This window comes from Microbacterium sp. SS28 (genome assembly GCF_022761035.1).
GTDB lineage: Bacteria > Actinomycetota > Actinomycetes > Actinomycetales > Microbacteriaceae > Microbacterium.
This window is the reverse complement of record NZ_JAKWJP010000003.1, coordinates 170,252-186,647: the sequence shown is the minus strand read 5'-3', so window position 1 is coordinate 186,647 and position 16,396 is coordinate 170,252. Positions and strand designations below refer to the sequence as shown.

The following is a 16,396-nucleotide window of genomic DNA, read 5'->3' as shown; positions in this document are numbered from 1 at the left end:
GCCATGACCCTTCTCCGCACTCATAGCCACCGACCTCGCGTCGCGCCGTGGCTCTTCCTGGCCCCCGCCATCGTCCTCTCGGCCGGCCTGCTGTTCGCGCCGCTCGTCTACACGGTCTTCCTGAGCCTCCAGGGACGCCGCGTGACGGCATCCGGAATCGGCATCGCCACCGACGTCTTCGTGGGCCTCGACAACTACGTCCGCTCGCTCACCAACCCGGCACTGCTCGCCTCGTTCGGGCGCATGCTCGTCCTCGCACTCATCGCCGTCCCCATCACGATGGGCCTCGCGCTGCTGTTCGCGCTGCTGCTCGACCACCTCTCGAGCCGCTTCACGCGCTTCTCGCGCATCTCGATCTTCGTCCCCTACGCCGTGCCCGGCGTCATCGCCGCCGTCATGTGGGGCTTCATGTACCTGCCCGGCGTGAGCCCCGCAGGCGAGCTCTTCACGCTCTTCGGCCTGCCCGTCCCCGATCCGCTCGAGGGGGCCTCGGTCTTCTTCGCCGTCGCGAACGTCTGCATCTGGGGCGCCATCGGATTCAACATGGTGATCCTCTACACGTCTCTGCGCGGACTGCCTCAGGAGATCTACGACTCGGCTCGTCTCGACGGCTGCAGCGAGACGCAGCTCGCGCTGCGGATCAAGCTGCCGCTCATCCTCCCCAGCGTCATCCTGACGGGCCTGTTCACCGTCATCGGCGCCCTCCAGATCTTCAGCGAGCCCAACATGATGATGACCCTGACGAACTCGATCACGTCCGACTGGGTGCCGATGATGCTCGTCTACCGCGACGCCTTCGTCACCAACGACCTGTACGGGGCATCCGCGACCGCCGTCATCATCACGGTGGTGACGATGGTCGCGAGCCTCGGCCTGCTGCGCCTGCTGCGCACCCGCGCCTTCGGAGGAGAGTCATGAGCGCCGCGACCGAGACCCGCCGGTCCGCCCCGGTGAACCCTCGCCTCGCCGCCCCCGACGCTCCGCGCCGGCCCGCCGCGCCCAAGGGCGGCTTCTGGCCGACCGTCATGCTCCTCGTCGGCGCCGCGTACTCGCTCTTCCCGGTGTACTGGCTGCTCGCGGCCTCGACGAAGAGCGCGGGCGAGCTGTTCACGACCTCGACGCTCGTCCCCAGCTTCACGGGCGGCTTCTTCGAGAATCTCGTCGCACTGCTGCAGTTCGGCGACGGCGCCTTCCTCGTGTGGAGCGGCAACAGCATCCTGTTCTCGGTCGGCGGAGGGCTTGCGGCGACGGCCGTCGCCGCTGCCGCGGGCTACGCCCTCGCGAAGTACGAGTTCCGCGGCAAGCAGCTCGTCTTCACGTTCCTGCTCATCGGCGTGCTGATCCCCGGTGTCGTGCTCGCGATCCCGCAGTACCTGCTGCTCGCCAAGCTCGGCATCGCGGGCACCTACTGGTCGGTGCTGCTGCCGTTCGCGATCAGCCCGTTCTCGATCTACCTCGCGCGCATCTATGCCGCCGCGGTCGTCCCGAACGAGCTGCTCGAGGCGGGACGCCTCGACGGCGCGAGCGAATGGCGGCTGTTCCGCTCGATCGGCCTGCCCGCCATGGTGCCGGGACTCATCACGATCTTCCTGCTGCAGTTCGTCGCGATCTGGAACAACTTCCTGCTGCCGTACATCATGCTCAGCCGCGAAGAGACCTTCCCGCTGACGGTCGGCTTCTACGCGATGATGAACCAGGGCACCGATCAGCTGAACGTCTTCAATCTGGTCATCATGGGATGCCTCCTCGCGATCATCCCGCTGATCCTGCTGTTCCTCTTCCTCCAGCGCTACTGGCGACTGGACCTCGTGAGCGGATCGCTCAAGGGATGACCGCCGCGACCCTGCCTCCGGGCGCGTGGCCCGTCGTCCTGACGCCGTTTCGCGAGGACCTCTCGATCGACGTCGACGCCGTCGACGCCTACACCGATTGGCTCATCGAGCTCGGCGCCGCGGGCCTGTTCACGGTGTCGCTCTCGAGCGAGATGTACGACCTGAGCGACGACGAGCAGGTCGCCCTCGCGGCGCGGGTCGTCGAGCGCGCGGCGGGCCGCGTGCCCGTCGTCGCGACGGCGACGGCCTCGGGGGAGGTCGCGCGACAAGCCGATCGCGTCGTCGAGATGAGCGCGACAGGCGTCTCGGCTGTCGTGCTCGCCTCGTCGCTCGTCGCCCCGATGGATGCGCGCGACAGCGAGTGGCGACGCACCGTCGAGGGGATCATGGATGCCGCTCCCGGCGTCGACCTCGGCGTCTACGAGTGCCCCCTGCCGTTCAAGCGACTGCTCCCACACGAGACCGTCGGCTGGCTCGGCGAGACCGACCGCTTCACGTTCTTCAAGGACACGAGCCATTCGCTGCCGACGATGCAGAGGCGTCTCGAGGCCCTCGGCGACTCCCGCGTGAGTCTCTACAACGCCGCGATCGCGTCGCTGCGCGACTCCGTGCGACTCGGCGCCGCAGGCTTCTCCGGCTACGCCGCGAACGTGTACCCCGAGCTCGTCGACTGGCTCTGCCGGCACGCGCACGACGACGATGCCGACGTCGAGACCGTCCAGCGCGTGCTGACGGTCACGGAGCACAGCATCAACCTGAGGTATCCGACATCCGCGAAGTATCTGCTCGACGTGTCGTCGCGACTGTCGTGGCGCGCGCGGAGCCGCTGGAAGCCCGAGCGCATCGGCGACCACGAGGGCGAGCCGCTTCGGCAGCTCGCCCGGCTGATTCACGATCTTCCGCTCGGGCGCGCACGCCTGAGTCCCGCCCGCTGACCGCTCCCCACCACTGGAGGCCCCCTTGTCCCGCCCCGCGCACCACGGCGCCTGGCCCGTCATGCTGACGCCGTTCACCACCCGCGACGAAGTCGACTTCGAGACCGTCGACCGCTACGTCGACTGGCTCATCGACGAGGGCTCGACGGGACTGTTCCCCGTCGCGCTGTCGGGAGAGATGTTCCAGCTGAGCGAGCCGGAGCGGCTCGCGGTCGCCGCCCGCGTCGTACGGCGCGCGGCGGGCCGCGTACCCGTCGCGGCCGCGATCGCCGAGCACGGAACGCCCGCCGCGACGGCGGAGGCCGCGAGCCGGCTCGCCGAGGCGGGCGTCGACGTCGTCGTGCTGATCGCCTCGGTGGTCCTTCACGAGGGCGACGACGAGTCGGTGTTCGTCGAGGTCGCGCGCGCCGTGCTCGACGCGAACCCGGGCGTGACGTTCGGCGTGTACGAGTGCCCGCTGCCGTACCACCGGCTGCTCTCGGACGAGCTCCTCGAGTGGATCGCCGCGACGGGCCGCTTCTCGTTCCTCAAGGAGACGAGCCACGACACGGCCGTCATGGCCACGCGCGTGCGGATCGGATCCAGCGCAGGCCTGCAGATCTTCAACGCCGGCATCGAAGATCACGTCGACTCCCTCGCGGTGGGCGTCGCGGGGCTCTCCGGCTGGGTCGTCAATGTCGCTCCCGACCTCGTGGCCGAGCTCGGCGACATCGTCGCGCGCGACGGGGCGACGGCGCGGGCGCGCGAACTGCAGGACCTGCTCGCCCAGGTGGAGGACCGCATGGGCCCCACCTACCCCGGGTCTGCGAAGGCGATCGTCGAGGCCCGCGCCGGCGTCGGCTTCACGACGAGGTCGCGCTGGCGCCCGTCCGACGTGGACGTCGCCGACGCCCGAGCGATCGCCGAGCTGCTCGACGCCGCGGCGCAGGCCGCGCGGTCGGGCGCGCGCTCGTGAGGCACACGACCCTGGGCCGCTCGCGGCTCGAGGTGTCGCGGCTGTGCCTCGGCACGATGAACTTCGGGTCACACGTCGACACGCAGGGCTCCCACGCGATTCTCGACCGCGCGCACGCCGTGGGCATCAACTACATCGACACGGCCAACCGCTACGGCCCCGCCGACCGCCCGCACGCGTCCGAGGAGATCCTCGGCGAATGGTTCGCGCAGGGCGGCGGGCGCCGTGAGCGGACGGTCCTCGCGACGAAGGTCTTCGAGCAGACGGATGCCTGGCCCAACAACGGCGGACTGTCGGCGCTCAACATCCGCCGCGCGTGCGACGCGTCGCTGCGGCGCCTGCGCACCGACCACATCGACGTCTACCAGATGCACCACATCGACCGGGGCGCGCCGTGGGACGAGGTATGGGAGGCGTTCGACGTCCTGCGCGCGCAGGGCAAGATCCTCTACGCGGGCTCGTCGAACTTCGCGGGCTGGCATCTCGCCGTCGCACAGGGCGAGGCGCGAGCGCGCGGCGGCCTCGGGATCATCTCGGAGCAGTCCGTGTACAGCCTCGCCCAGCGCACGGTCGAACTGGAGGTGCTGCCGGCGGCCCAGCATCTCGGCATCGGCGTCGTGGCGTGGAGCCCGCTCGCGGGCGGCCTCCTCGCGGGCACGGGCGGCTCGAGCGGCCGGCGTGCGACTCCCGAGTTCGCGGCTCGCCTCGCCGCGCACCGCGACGCCCTCGACCGCACCGCGGCCCTCGCGGACGAGGCCGGCGTCTCGATGCCCGTGCTCGCGCTCGCGTGGCTGCTCAGCCGACCGGGCGTCGACGCGACGATCGTCGGCCCCCGCACGGCCGAGCAGCTCGATGCGCTCGTCCCGGCCGCCGAAGTCGCGGTCGAGCCGCTCGTGCTCGAGGCGCTCGACGCCGTATGGCCCGGCCCCGGAGGACCCGCCCCCGAGGCCTACGCCTGGTGACGCCGGTCGCTCTCATCCGCGAGATGAGCGGCCGCTGACCGTCAGCGCGCCGTGACCTTGCCGAACAGGCGGGCGATCGGCGCGATGACGAGCGGCCGCGCGGCGATCCAGGCCGCTGCGATGACGACGAGCGACAGGGCGAAGATCCAGAAGCCCGTCCAGTTGACGACATCCTGCGACGCGTACATGTGGTTCAGGTTGCGCAGCGCCCCCGTCGCGAAGACGAGCGCGACGTGCACGAGGATGAACAGCACGAAGTAGAGCATCACGGGGAAGTGCAGCTTGCGCGCCCACTCGACGTCGACGATGCGGTTGAGCCGCTTGGCGTCCTTCGGCCACACCCACGACATGCGCGCCCCCGTGATGATCGCGAGCGGCGCCGCGATGAACACCGTCGTGAAGTACGCGAGCTGCTGCAGCGAGTTGTAGTTGACCCAGCCGTTCTCGGTCGGCCAGTCGAGCGACACGTACTGCAGGCCCGCCGAGATCGCGTTCGGGAAGACCTCCCACGACGTCGGCACGATCTTCATCCACTGCCCCGTGACGAACAGCAGCACGACGAACAGCACCCCGTTGATGATCCACAGCAGGTCGAGCGCCTGGTGGAACCACATCGTGAGGCTCATCTTGCGGCGGCCGTTGCTCTTGGGCGACCAGAACACGCTCGGACGCTTCTCGCTGCGGATCGTGAGCCCCGACCGGATGATGAGCACCATCAGGAACACGTTGAAGAAGTGCTGCCACCCGAGCCACGGCGGCATGCCGACGGGCGCCCCCTCGGGCAGGTGGTACTCGCCCGGGAACGCGACGAGGAACTCCTGCATGAACTCGAGGCTCAGGAACCACCGCGTGAAGACGACGGCCATCCCCGCCGCGAAAAGGAGCCCCGCGCCGCCGACGATGACGGCACCGGCCCACTGGGCCTTCGTGAAGGGTCCGATGCGCTGGGGTTCGGGCGCGGGCTTCGGGCGAGCCTTCGCCGCCGCCCCCGGCCAGACGGTGCGGGTGAACGGCAGCGGCGCGCGGTCGGCGAGGGCGACGGCCTCGGCCGCTGTCGCGACGGCGGGTGCGGTGGTCTCGGTCGCCGGCGTGCGCGGCAGGCCGCGTCGGACGGGTGCGGGGACCTCCGGCTCGGTCACGGTTGCGGCGGGCTCGACGACCGGCTCCTCCACCCCGGTCTCCGACTCCACCACGGTCCCCGAGCTTGCCGAGGGGTCGTCCAGGACACGAGTCGTCCGCACGGCAGTGGCCGCGGGCCACGCCTCTCCTCCCGCGATGCGCGGCAGGCCGCGGCGCAGCCTCTCCCCGGCGGCAATGGGCGGGTCGACTGCACCGGCACCCACCGTGTGCCGCTGCTGAGCAGCTGAGCTCGTCGCCTCCCCGGCGGCACTGTGCGGGTCACCGGCGTCGGCACCCACCGTCTGCCGCTCCTGAGCAGTCACGACGGCGGCAGCGCCGGCGACGGCACCCGCCGGGACGACGTCGGCCGGCGGCCAGGGCTCGCCGCCCGGCACTCGCGGCAGGCCGCGGCGCAGAGCAGCGGACCCGGCGTCCCCGGCGGAACTCAACGCCCCATCGGTCCCGGAGCTTGCCGAGGGGTCGGCGACCGTGGTGACCGGCGACGCTTCGGCAGGCTCAGCGACCGCGGGGGCGACCGCGACGTTCGACGCTTCGGCGAGCTCAGCGCCCGTGGAGACCGGCTCAGCGACCGGGACGGCAGCGGCGACGCCGTTCGACGGAGGCCACGCCTCGCCTCCTGCGACGCGCGGCAGCCCGCGCCGGATCGACCGAGAGAACGTCGCCACCGCGCGCTACGCCTTCTTCGCCTCGAGGGCCGCGATCAGCTGCGGCACGACGGTGAAGAGGTCGCCGACCACGCCGTAGTCGGCGATGTCGAAGATCGGGGCATCCGGATCCTTGTTGATCGCGACGATCGTCTTGGCCGTCTGCATGCCCGCCTTGTGCTGGATCGCGCCCGAGATGCCGAGCGCGACGTACAGCTGCGGCGACACCGAGACGCCCGTCTGCCCGACCTGGTACGACTGCGGCACGTAGCCCGCGTCGACGGCGGCGCGCGACGCGCCGACGGCCGCACCGAGGGCGTCGGCGAGCTGGTCCACGAGGGCGAACTTCTCGCCCGAGCCGAGTCCGCGACCGCCGGACACGACGCGAGCAGCGCCACGCAGCTCGGGACGCGACGACGCGACGACGGCCTCTTCGACGGAGTCGACGGATGCCGCGGGCTTGCCCGACGCGCGCACCTCGAGCGCCTCGACCTCGGGCGTGCGCGCCTCGGCCCGCGCGTCGACCGCGCCCTGCCGGATCGTGATGACGGGCGCGCCCCACGTGACGGCGGAGTCGACGTTGTAGGCGCCGCCGTAGACGGAGTGGTGGGCGACGACGCCCTCGGCGTCGCGCGAGACGGCGACGGCGTCGACCGCGAGGCCCGACCGCGACCGCGCCGCGTACCGGCCGGCGACGTCGCGACCCTCGATCGAGTTGGACACGAGGATGGCGTCGGGGCGCACGAGATCCACGGCCGCGGCGAGCGCGTCGACGGCCGGCACCGTGAGCTGCGCCGCGTCGCCTGCGGCGGTCAGCACGACGGCCGCGCCCAGGTCGCCGGCGGCGGACGCGAGGGATGCGGCATCGGCGCCCACGATCACGGCGACGGGAGTGCCGATGGACGCGGCCGCGCCGAGCAGCCCCGCCGACGACTTGGCGAGCGCGCCCGAGGGCGTGACATCCAGCAGGACGAGGATCGAGTCTTCAGCGAAGTTCGCCATGTCGCCCCTTACGCGAGCCGGTTCTGGATGAGGAACTCGGCGAGCTTCTCGCCCGCGTCGCCCTCGTCGGTGATCTTGACGCCCGCCTGACGCGGGGGCTTCTCGGTCAGGCCGATGATGATCGATCGCGATGCGGAGTGGTCTTCGGGCTCGATGCCGAGGTCGGCGAGCGAGAGCGTCTCGAACGGCTTCTTCTTCGCCGCCATGATGCCCTTGAAGTTCGGGAAGCGGGCGTCCGGCAGTGCCTCGGTGATCGAGGCGACGGCGGGCAGCGGTGCCGACACCGCGAGCGTCGCGCCGTCCGACGCGCGCTCGCCCGAGATGCCGCCGTCGGTGATCGCGATCGAGTTGAGCGCCGTCACGCTCGGCACGCCGAGCAGCTCGGCGACCATCGCGGGGATGACCCCGCCCGACCCGTCGGTCGAGAGGTTGCCGCCGATCACGAGGTCGAAGCCCGTGCGCTGCAGCGCCGCCGCGAGCACTTCGGCGGTGAGGCCCAGGTCGGCGCCGAGCAGTCCGTCGTCGACGACCTGCACGGCCGACGCCGCGCCCATCGCGAGCCCCTTGCGCACCGTCGCGGCCGACGCCTCGGACGTCATGGAGAGCACGACGACCTCGGTGCCGGGTGTCTTGTCGGCGTACGAGAGGGCGACCTCGAGCGCGCGCTCGCCGATCTCGTCGAGCACCCGTTCCGACGCACCTCGGTCGGCAAGCCCTGTCTCGAGCGACAGCTTGCGGTCTCCGTAGGTGTCCGGGACTTCCTTGACCAGGACGACGATCTTCATGCGGCTCCGCTCCTTCTTCCCGTCGAGTCTATGGCGCGCACCGTGAGCAGACGCACCCGCGCGGAGCCCCGTGACGAGCCCCGGACGGCGCTACCGTGGGACACGCTGCGAGGGAGGTGCCGCATGCCGAGGCAATCGCCGTTGCCCGTCGATCCGATCGCCGAGGCGAAGCGACAGTGGGTCGCGCACGGCTGGTCGGATGCGGCCGCCGGCATGTCGGCCGTGACGTCGGTCATCCGCGCGCAGCAGCTCATGCTCGCGCGCATCGACGCGGTCCTGCGGCCGTTCGGTCTGTCGTTCGCGCGGTTCGAGATGCTGCGGCTGCTCGCCTTCACACGAGCGGGACGGATGCCGATGGCGAGCGCCATCGCACGCCTGCAGGTGCATCCGACGAGCGTCACGAACACCGTCGACCGGCTCGTCCGGGACGGCCTCGTCGTGCGCGAGCCGCATCCCGTCGACGGGCGCGCCGCGATGCTCGTGCTCACGGATGAGGGGCGCGCGCTCGTGGAGGGCGCGACGACGGCGCTCAACGCCGAGATCTTCGAGCAGCCGGGGCTGACCGAGGACGACACGACCGAGCTCGTGCGGATCATCGCGCGGTTCCGGAAGGACGCGGGCGACTTCTCGGATCCCCGGCCGGCTCCGGATCCGCTCTGACCCCCGCCGCCCGAGCGGCCTCGGCCAGAAGCGCGGGAACGCCCCGCTCGAGGGTCGGCGCGAACGTGTCGCCGGGGCGCTCGCCGTCGAGCCAGCGCGTGTGGATCGCCTCGCAGAACACGGCAGCCTTCCACAGGGCGAGCGCGCGATACCAGTCGAGCGCGCCGACGTCGGCGCCGGTCCGCTCGACGTAGCGGTCGATGAGAGCCCGCCGCGAGGGGAAGTCCGGCAGGCGTGTCACGGGGCTCAGCTCGAGAGGCGTCTCGGCCGAGTCCGCCTCGGCGTACGTGGCGGCGAAGTAGCCGAGGTCGGCGAGCGGATCGCCGAGCGTCGCCATCTCCCAGTCGAGGATCGCGTTGAGTTCAACGGGCGCGTGCGGCGCGAGCATGAGATTGCCGATGCGATAGTCACCGTGCACGACGCTCGCGCGCTGCGAGAGGGGGCGCTGGGCGGCGAGCCAGTCGGCGAGCGTCTCGACGGCCGGGATCGACCGGCGCGAAACCGTCCCCCACAGCGATGCGAAGCGCTCGACCTGGCGCACGAGGTACCCGTCCGGCCTGCCGAGCTCCGCGAGCGGCGGCTGCGAGACGTCGACCGCGTGCAGGTCGGCGAGCGCGTCGATCGCGACGAGCGGGATGCGCGCGCGGTCTCCCTCGAGCACCGCGGGCACGGCATCCGTCACGACGACGCCGTCGAGATGCTCCATGACGTAGAAGGGCACGCCGAGAACCGAGGCGTCCTCGCACACGGCGAGGATCTCGGGCACTCGCACCCCCTCGGCGCGCAGCAGCCGCTGCACGCGCGCTTCACGCACCATGTCGTGCGTCGTCGGCGGCAGCGGCGGGCGGGGACCGCGGCGCAGGACGACGCTCCGCCCGCCGACCTCGACGAGGTACGTGACGTTGGAATGCCCGTCGCCGATGCGGCGCCACGACAGGGGCCCCTCGCCGATGCCCTCGCGCGCCAGGTATGCCGCCAACTCGTCGACCACGAGCAGCGGAGGACGCGGCATCCGCTCGGCGTCGGCTCGCGTCGCCGCGACGTCGTCCGTGACCGCGTCCGTCACGGCACCACGTCGAGGCGCGGCTCGCCCGCCTGCACAGCGCGTTCGCGGGCGGATGCCGCGCGCCGCGCGATCGCCCAGCGGTGCGACTCGCTCGAGCCGTCGTAGATGCGGAACGGCCGCACTTCGTTGAGGTACTGGATGAGCGGGAGTCCCGAGCTGACGCCGTCACCGCCGCACAGCTGCACGGCGCGGTCGATGACGCGGAAGACGGCCTCGGAGCAGTGCACCTTCGCGATCGAGGACAGCGTCGCTGCGGCGCGCGTGTCGCCGGAATCGACGGCGGCGACGGCCTTGTCGATCACGGCGTCCGAGGTCGCGAGGTCGATCGCGCTGTCGGCGAGGAGCGCCTGGGCGACCCCGAGGTCGCGGAGTCGCTGGCCGAAGAGCTCGCGGGAGTTCGCTCGGTCGAGAGCCGTGTCGAATGCGCGCCGCGCGAGGCCGAGCCAGCGCATGCAGTGCGTGAGGCGCGCGGGGGCGAGGCGCACCTGCGCGTAGCGGAACGCGGCGCCCGGCTCGCCCAGGACATCGGCGTCGGGGACGAAGCATCCCTCGAACGTCACGTACGGGTGCCCGCCCCCGATCGCCGCCTCGATCGTGCGGATCGACGGACCGATCGTCACGCCCGGCGCGTCGAGCGGCGTGAGGAGCATCGTGGCGCCGCCCACCTCGTCGGTGCGGGCCATGACGATCGCGAAGTCGGCGGCCTCAGCGCCCGAGATGAAGCGCTTGCGCCCGTCGATGACCCAGCCGGCGTCGACGCGGCGCGCCGTCGTTGCGAGCGCATCGGGGTCGGACCCCGCGCCGGGGTGCGGCTCGGTCATCGCGAAGCTCGACCGCGTCTCGCCCGCGACGAGCGGTGCGAGCCAGCGCTCCTGCTGCTCGGGCGACGCGACGAGTTCGAGCAGGCGCATGTTGCCCTCGTCGGGAGCCATGCAGTTCAGGGCCGCCGCCCCGATGGGCGAGTAGCCGGCCTCCTGGAAGACGGGCGACCACTCCCGGATCGGCAGGCCCAGGCCTCCGAAGGCGACGGGCGCGTGCGGCGCGTAGACGCCTGCGTCGCGCGCCGCGGCACGCAGTCGGGCGAGCGTCGCGTCGTCGAGCGCCTCGCCCCACCCGGGCTCGGCGGGCATCACGACCTCGCGCACGAACGCGCGCGTCCGCTCCACGAGATCGCTCACGCGCTGCCTCCTGCCGAGAGCAGACCGCCGTCGAGGGTCAGCACCTGGCCCGTGATCCACGACGCACCGTCGCCGCACAGGAACGCGACGGCCTCGGCGACGTCCTCGGGAACACCGAGGCGGCCGAGCGGGTAGCCCGACGCGACCTCCTCCTCGCGCCCCTCGTAGAGCGCGCGGGCGAAGCGCGTCTTGACGACCGCCGGCGCGACGGCGTTGACCCGCACGCGCGGGGCGAGTTCGACCGCCAGCGTGCGCGTGAGGTGCGCGACGGCGGCCTTGCTGATGCCGTACCAGCCGATCCCCTCGGCCGGGGTCTGCCCCGTGACCGACGACAGGTTCACGACCGAGCCGCCCGCCGCGCCGTCGCCCAGGCCGTGCGCGAGCGCCGCCTGCGTCCACGCGAGCGTGCCCACGACGTTGACCTCGAGGATCTTTCGCGCCGCTGCGAGGTCGAGGTCGCGCAGCGGCCCGTAGACGGGGTTGATCCCCGCGTTGTTGACGAGGATGTCGAGGCCGCCGAACTGCGCGACGGTGCGCACGAGGGCGTCCTCGCGGTGATCGGGGTCGTCGGCGCCGCCCGCGACGGCGATCGCCGTGCCGGGCGCGAACTCGGCAAGCGCCTCCTCGAGAGGTTCCGCGCGTCGCGCGGTGATGCACACGGAGGCGCCCGCCGCCGCGAGCCGGTGGGCGATCGCGAGTCCGATGCCCCGGCTGGCGCCCGTGACGACGGCGACGCGGCCCGAGAGCGGAAGGTCGGCTGCACTCATGAGATCCCCGTCGTGCGGGTCAGCGGTTGGTGAAGTCGGGCGACCGCTTCTCGCGGAAGGCGGCCATGCCCTCCTTCTGGTCGGCGGTGTCGAACAGGCTCGCGAAGACGTGGCGCTCGAAGCGGAGCCCCTCGGCGAGCGGCGTCTCCATGGCGGCATCCAGCGCGGCCTTCGCGGCGTAGAGCGACGGCAGCGACTTCGCGGCGATCGTGTCGGCCACCTTCGCGGCCTCGTCGAGCAGGTCGGCGGCGGGGACGACGCGCGACACGAGCCCGGCGCGCTCGGCCTCGGCGGCATCCATCATTCGTCCCGTGAGGATCAGATCGGCGGCCTTGTAGTAGCCGACCGCGCGGATGAGCCGCTGCGAGCCCCCCATGCCGGGCATGACCCCGAGGTTGATCTCGGGCTGGCCGAACTTCGCGGTGTCGGCGGCGAGGATGAGGTCGCACATCATGGCGAGCTCGCAGCCGCCTCCGAGCGCGTAGCCCGAGACCGCCGCGATGACCGGCGTGCGCACCGACGCGAACTGCGCCCACCCGCCGAAGTGGTCGCCCATGAGCATTTCGAGGCCGGTCTTGGACTCCATCTCCTTGATGTCGGCGCCCGCCGCGAAGGCGCGCTCCGACCCCGTGACGACGATCGCGCCGATGCCCTCGTCGGCGTCGAACGCCGTCGCCGCGGCGACGATGTCGGCGCACACCTGCGTGTTGAGCGCGTTGAGCGCCTCGGGTCGGTTGATCGTGATCCAGCCGACGCGTCCGCGCGTCTCGACCAGGATCGTGGCGTATTCGGTCATGGGTCCGAGGCTAACCGAGCAGCTCCCGGCCGATGATGACGCGCATGATCTCGTTCGTTCCCTCGAGGATCTGGTGCACGCGCAGATCGCGCACGACCTTCTCGATGCCGTAGTCGGCGAGGTAGCCGTAGCCGCCGTGCAGCTGCAGCGCCTCGTTCGCGACGCGGAACCCCGCGTCCGTCGCGAACCGCTTGGCCATCGCGCACTGCATCGCGACGTCGGGCGCCTTCGTGTCGAGCGCGTGCGCGGCATCCCGAACCAACGCGCGGGCCGCCTGCAGGTCGGTGGCCATGTCGGCGAGGGCGAAGACGACAGCCTGCTTCTCGGCGAGCGGCTCGCCGAACGTGAAGCGCTCGTGCACGTACTGCACGGCACGGTCGAGCGCCCACTGAGCGCCGCCCAGCGAGCACGCGGCGATGTTGATGCGGCCGCCGTTGAGTGCCGACATCGCGATCTTGAACCCCTGCCCTTCGGCGCCGAGCATGCTCGACGCGGGCACGCGCACCTCGTCGAGGATGACCTGCCTGGTCGGCTGGGCCTTCCAGCCCATCTTGTGCTCGTTGACGCCGAACGAGAGTCCCGGGACCCCGTCCGGCACGAGGAACGCGCTGATGCCGCGAGCGCCCGGCTCGCCCGTCCGAGCCATGACGATGTAGACGGATGCCACGCCCCCGCCCGAGATGAACTGCTTGACGCCCGTCAGCACGTAGTCGTCACCGGACCGGATCGCGGTCGTCGCGATGGCGGCGGCATCCGATCCGGCGCCGGGCTCGGTGAGGCAGTAGGCGCCGAGATCGCGCATCGTGACGAGCTTCGGCAGCCACTCCTGGCGCTGCTCGTCGGTGCCGTAGCTGTCGATCATCCACGCGACCATGTTGTGGATCGAGATGTACGCAGCGAGGGACGGGTCGGCCTTCGCGAGCTCCTCGACGACCGCGGCCGTGTCGCTGCGCGAGAGGCCCGTGCCGCCGACGTCCTCGCGCGTGTAGAGGCCTCCGAGGCCCAGCTCTCCGCCCTGGGCGAGCACGTCGCGCGGCAGGTGCTCGGCGGCATCCCATTCGAGCGCGTGCGGCGCGATCTCGGACTGCGCGAAGTCACGCACGGCCTCGAGGATCGCGGTGCGCTCCTCCGCCGAGAGGGACGGGACGACTGCGGTGGTTTCGAGCGGGAGTTCCAGGGTCATTGTGCGACTTCCTTGTGGGACGGCATTGTCACTGTGCTCAGTTTACATGGACTTCCTAGTATTCGGTCGGGTGTCCTGCGACCTGGGAGATGACGGATGCCGCACCGCACGCCAGACGACCGTCCGGCATCCCGTTCCCCGCCGTTCACCGGCCCGCCACTCCTCGGCGATAGGACGGGAGGGCGCAGTCGCGCGTTCCCGTCGCCCGCACACCCCGAGGACACCCATGCCTTCCCACGCCCGCAGAGCCGTCGCGATCACCGCGACGGCCACCCTCATCGGCGCGCTCGCGCTCGCCCCCGCCGTCGCGGCGAGCGCCGCGATCGTGCCCGACCTGATCGCGACCTCGGCTGACGACGCGGCGCTCGCGCTGACGCCCGCCGGCACGTTCGAGACCGGCGTCTTCGACGAGTCCGGCGCCGAGATCGTCCAGGCCTTCGGCGATCGGCTGTTCGTCGTCAACGCGCAGGCGGGCTCCGTCAGCGTGCTCGACTACTCGAACCCCGCCGCCATCACCGAGCTGTTCGCGGTGTCGTCGGAGGGCGTCGCGAACTCGATCGCGATCACGCCGTCCGGCATCGGCGTCGTCGCCTTCGAGGCGCTCGTCAAGACCGACCCCGGCCACCTGCTCTTCTTCGACGCGACGGCCGACGTCGCCTATCCGCTCGGCGAAGTGACGGTCGGCGCGCAGCCCGACATGGTGACGATCTCGCCCGACGGCGCGTACGCCGTCGTCGCGAACGAGGGCGAGCCCGCCGACGACTTCTCGAGCGACCCCGAGGGCTCGATCTCGATCGTCACGCTCCCGCCGGCGGGATACGGCGCGCCGGCGCAGAGCGCCGTGCGCACGGCCGACTTCCACGCCTTCGAGGCGGGCGGCGCGAAGACCGTGCCGGAGGGCGTCCGCATCTACGGACCCGCGCCCCACGGCGACGACCTGCGCGTGAGCCGCAACCTCGAGCCCGAGTACATCGCGGTCGACGGCGGCACCGCGTACGCGGCGCTGCAGGAGGCCAACGCCGTCGCGGTCGTCGACCTCGCGACGGCGACGGTCAGCGACATCCTGCCGCTCGGCTTCAAGGACCACTCGGTCGCGGGCAGCGGCATCGATCCGAGCGACCGCGATCCGCGGGACGCGCCGACCTTCGACATCCGCACGTTCGAGGGCCTCTTCGGCGTCTACTCGCCCGACGGCATCACGTCGTACCGGGCGGGCGGCGAGACGTATCTCGTGACCGCCGACGAGGGAGATGCCCGCGAGTGGGGCGACTACTCCGAAGTCTCGCGCGTCGGCGCGCTCGCGACGGACGGCTACGGCCCCGTGTGCGCTGACAGCACGCTCGCCGGTTCGCTCGCAGGCGACCAGCTCGGCCGCCTCAACGTCACGACCGAGCTCGGCTTCGACACCGACAAGGGCTGCTACAGCGAGCTGTACGCGTTCGGCGGGCGCTCGTTCTCGATCTGGAAGACCGACGGCACGCAGGTGTTCGATTCGGGCGACTCACTCGAGCGCGTCACGCACGACGCGAACCCCGCGTTCTTCAACTCCAACCACACGGTCTCGGCCGCCGAGGGTCGCAGCGACGACAAGGGACCCGAGCCCGAGAGCCTCGCGATCGGCACCGTCCACGACCGCACGTACGCGTTCGTCGGCCTCGAGCGGGTGGGCGGCATCGCGGTCTACGACATCACCGACCCCGCGGCATCCCGATTCGTCACCTACGTCAACAACCGCGACTTCTCCGTCTCGGTCGAAGACGCCGACGACCCGTCGGCGGTGCTGTCGCAGGCGGGCGACCTCGGCCCCGAGGGCGTCACGTTCATCCCCGCGGCCGCCTCGGCGACGGGGGCACCGCTGCTCGCCGTCGCCAACGAGGTATCCGGCACGACGACGCTCTTCTCAGTGGTCGACCTGCTCGCGCCCGTCAACACGGCGGCTCCGACGATCACGGGCAGCCCCGACGTCCTGCGGCAGCTCACGGCCGACCCGGGAACATGGCAGGGCGTCGGCGCCGGCCGGGTGACGTTCGGCTACCAGTGGCTGCTCGACGGGGAGCCCATCCGCAACGCGACGAGCCGCACGTACCGCGTCTCGCTGCTCGATGCGGGGCGCGAGCTCTCGGTCCGTGTGACGGGGACGCAGCGGGATGCCGGCAGCACGGTCGCCACGTCGGCGCCGGCGCTCGTGCGGTTCCAGCCCATCGCGCTCGTCACGACGTCGCCGCGCACCGTCACGACGTCGACGGCCGTCGTCGTCACGGTCAGCGTGCGTCCGTCGAACTACGCGACGCGGGCGACGGTGCCGACCGGCACCGTCAAGGTCAAGGTCAACGGCAAGACCTTCACGGGAACCCTCGACGGATCGGGCTTCGACGTCGCCCTCCCGGTCGGCATGCTCCCGCGCGGCACGCACCCCATCGTCGCGAACTACGCGGGCGACACCGCGGTGTCGCCGACGATCGACCTCGGGGCGGTCATCGTCCGCTGACGC

At 71.7% G+C, this 16,396-nt stretch carries 15 protein-coding genes; 7 read left to right on the top strand and 8 right to left on the bottom strand.

Annotated features, from left to right (window positions below):
• Positions 1 to 3: 3 nt before the first annotated feature.
• From MJ607_RS10025 to MJ607_RS10005, 5 genes are read left to right on the top strand one after another with little or no spacing between them, the layout of a single operon-like run.
• The gene (locus tag MJ607_RS10025) at positions 4 to 918 is read left to right on the top strand and encodes a carbohydrate ABC transporter permease (protein WP_243075448.1); all 915 of its coding nucleotides are present in this window, start codon (positions 4 to 6) and stop codon (positions 916 to 918) included.
• Positions 915 to 1,832 (top strand): carbohydrate ABC transporter permease, encoded by a 918-nt coding sequence (locus tag MJ607_RS10020; protein WP_243075447.1) that lies wholly within the window; start codon positions 915 to 917, stop codon positions 1,830 to 1,832. Before MJ607_RS10025 ends, MJ607_RS10020 begins: the two co-directional genes overlap by 4 nt.
• Positions 1,829 to 2,767: a dihydrodipicolinate synthase family protein gene (locus tag MJ607_RS10015; protein ID WP_243075446.1), complete on the top strand. Its 939-nt coding sequence runs from the start codon at positions 1,829 to 1,831 to the stop codon at positions 2,765 to 2,767. The genes MJ607_RS10020 and MJ607_RS10015 overlap by 4 nt, the downstream gene beginning before the upstream one ends.
• Before the next feature lie 25 nt (positions 2,768 to 2,792).
• On the top strand, positions 2,793 to 3,722 hold the full coding sequence (locus MJ607_RS10010) for a dihydrodipicolinate synthase family protein (RefSeq protein ID WP_243075445.1): 930 nt from the start codon (positions 2,793 to 2,795) through the stop codon (positions 3,720 to 3,722).
• A complete protein-coding gene (locus MJ607_RS10005; RefSeq protein WP_243075444.1) occupies positions 3,719 to 4,684 on the top strand; it encodes an aldo/keto reductase in 966 nt (321 codons plus the stop codon). Before MJ607_RS10010 ends, MJ607_RS10005 begins: the two co-directional genes overlap by 4 nt.
• Before the next feature lie 41 nt (positions 4,685 to 4,725).
• On the opposite strand, the gene MJ607_RS10000 is transcribed toward MJ607_RS10005, so the two are convergent.
• Genes MJ607_RS10000 through MJ607_RS09990 form a run of 3 tightly spaced genes read right to left on the bottom strand, consistent with a single transcriptional unit; the run spans position 4,726 to position 8,255 of the window.
• Positions 4,726 to 6,489: a cytochrome b/b6 domain-containing protein gene (locus MJ607_RS10000; RefSeq protein WP_243075443.1), complete on the bottom strand. Its 1,764-nt coding sequence runs from the start codon at positions 6,487 to 6,489 to the stop codon at positions 4,726 to 4,728.
• Positions 6,490 to 6,495: 6 nt separating this feature from the next.
• Entirely contained in the window at positions 6,496 to 7,470 is a 975-nt protein-coding gene (locus MJ607_RS09995) for an electron transfer flavoprotein subunit alpha/FixB family protein (RefSeq protein ID WP_243075442.1), read from the bottom strand.
• A gap of 8 nt (positions 7,471 to 7,478) precedes the next feature.
• Entirely contained in the window at positions 7,479 to 8,255 is a 777-nt protein-coding gene (locus MJ607_RS09990) for an electron transfer flavoprotein subunit beta/FixA family protein (RefSeq protein ID WP_243075441.1), read from the bottom strand.
• Positions 8,256 to 8,378: 123 nt separating this feature from the next.
• Here MJ607_RS09990 and MJ607_RS09985 point away from each other — a divergent pair, with 123 nt between their 5' ends.
• Positions 8,379 to 8,915, top strand: a complete 537-nt coding sequence (locus tag MJ607_RS09985; RefSeq protein ID WP_243075440.1) for a MarR family winged helix-turn-helix transcriptional regulator — start codon at positions 8,379 to 8,381, stop codon at positions 8,913 to 8,915.
• Here the strand turns inward: MJ607_RS09985 and MJ607_RS09980 are convergent.
• The 5 genes from MJ607_RS09980 to MJ607_RS09960 are packed head-to-tail and all read right to left on the bottom strand — an operon-like array spanning position 8,848 to position 13,905.
• Positions 8,848 to 9,981 carry a phosphotransferase family protein gene (locus MJ607_RS09980; RefSeq protein WP_243075439.1) on the bottom strand — a complete coding sequence of 378 codons (1,134 nt, stop codon included), beginning with the start codon at positions 9,979 to 9,981 and terminating at the stop codon, positions 8,848 to 8,850. The genes MJ607_RS09985 and MJ607_RS09980 overlap by 68 nt on opposite strands.
• A complete protein-coding gene (locus MJ607_RS09975; RefSeq protein WP_243075438.1) occupies positions 9,978 to 11,159 on the bottom strand; it encodes an acyl-CoA dehydrogenase family protein in 1,182 nt (393 codons plus the stop codon). Before MJ607_RS09975 ends, MJ607_RS09980 begins: the two co-directional genes overlap by 4 nt.
• Positions 11,156 to 11,926 carry an SDR family oxidoreductase gene (locus MJ607_RS09970; RefSeq protein ID WP_243075437.1) on the bottom strand — a complete coding sequence of 257 codons (771 nt, stop codon included), beginning with the start codon at positions 11,924 to 11,926 and terminating at the stop codon, positions 11,156 to 11,158. The genes MJ607_RS09975 and MJ607_RS09970 overlap by 4 nt, the downstream gene beginning before the upstream one ends.
• A gap of 19 nt (positions 11,927 to 11,945) precedes the next feature.
• The gene (locus tag MJ607_RS09965; protein ID WP_243075436.1) at positions 11,946 to 12,722 is read right to left on the bottom strand and encodes an enoyl-CoA hydratase; all 777 of its coding nucleotides are present in this window, start codon (positions 12,720 to 12,722) and stop codon (positions 11,946 to 11,948) included.
• Between the two features lie 10 nt (positions 12,723 to 12,732).
• Complete coding sequence (locus MJ607_RS09960; RefSeq protein ID WP_243075435.1) at positions 12,733 to 13,905, bottom strand: acyl-CoA dehydrogenase family protein; 1,173 nt, start codon at positions 13,903 to 13,905, stop codon at positions 12,733 to 12,735.
• 226 nt (positions 13,906 to 14,131) lie between these two features.
• Between MJ607_RS09960 and MJ607_RS09955 the strand changes: the two genes are divergently transcribed.
• Complete coding sequence (locus tag MJ607_RS09955) at positions 14,132 to 16,393, top strand: choice-of-anchor I family protein (protein WP_243075434.1); 2,262 nt, start codon at positions 14,132 to 14,134, stop codon at positions 16,391 to 16,393.
• Positions 16,394 to 16,396: the final 3 nt, after the last annotated feature.

What these genes read in the sequence shown, in the direction of transcription:
- MJ607_RS09995 (WP_243075442.1), bottom strand. Translation starts at nt 7,470, where the DNA reads ATGGCGAACTTCGCTGAAGACTCGATCCTCGTCCTGCTGGATGTCACG.
- MJ607_RS10025 (WP_243075448.1), top strand. Translation starts at nt 4, where the DNA reads ATGACCCTTCTCCGCACTCATAGCCACCGACCTCGCGTCGCGCCGTGG.
- MJ607_RS09965 (WP_243075436.1), bottom strand. Translation starts at nt 12,722, where the DNA reads ATGACCGAATACGCCACGATCCTGGTCGAGACGCGCGGACGCGTCGGC.
- MJ607_RS10020 (WP_243075447.1), top strand. Translation starts at nt 915, where the DNA reads ATGAGCGCCGCGACCGAGACCCGCCGGTCCGCCCCGGTGAACCCTCGC.
- MJ607_RS09985 (WP_243075440.1), top strand. Translation starts at nt 8,379, where the DNA reads ATGCCGAGGCAATCGCCGTTGCCCGTCGATCCGATCGCCGAGGCGAAG.
- MJ607_RS09970 (WP_243075437.1), bottom strand. Translation starts at nt 11,926, where the DNA reads ATGAGTGCAGCCGACCTTCCGCTCTCGGGCCGCGTCGCCGTCGTCACG.
- MJ607_RS09955 (WP_243075434.1), top strand. Translation starts at nt 14,132, where the DNA reads ATGCCTTCCCACGCCCGCAGAGCCGTCGCGATCACCGCGACGGCCACC.
- MJ607_RS09960 (WP_243075435.1), bottom strand. Translation starts at nt 13,905, where the DNA reads ATGACCCTGGAACTCCCGCTCGAAACCACCGCAGTCGTCCCGTCCCTC.
- MJ607_RS09990 (WP_243075441.1), bottom strand. Translation starts at nt 8,255, where the DNA reads ATGAAGATCGTCGTCCTGGTCAAGGAAGTCCCGGACACCTACGGAGAC.
- MJ607_RS10015 (WP_243075446.1), top strand. Translation starts at nt 1,829, where the DNA reads ATGACCGCCGCGACCCTGCCTCCGGGCGCGTGGCCCGTCGTCCTGACG.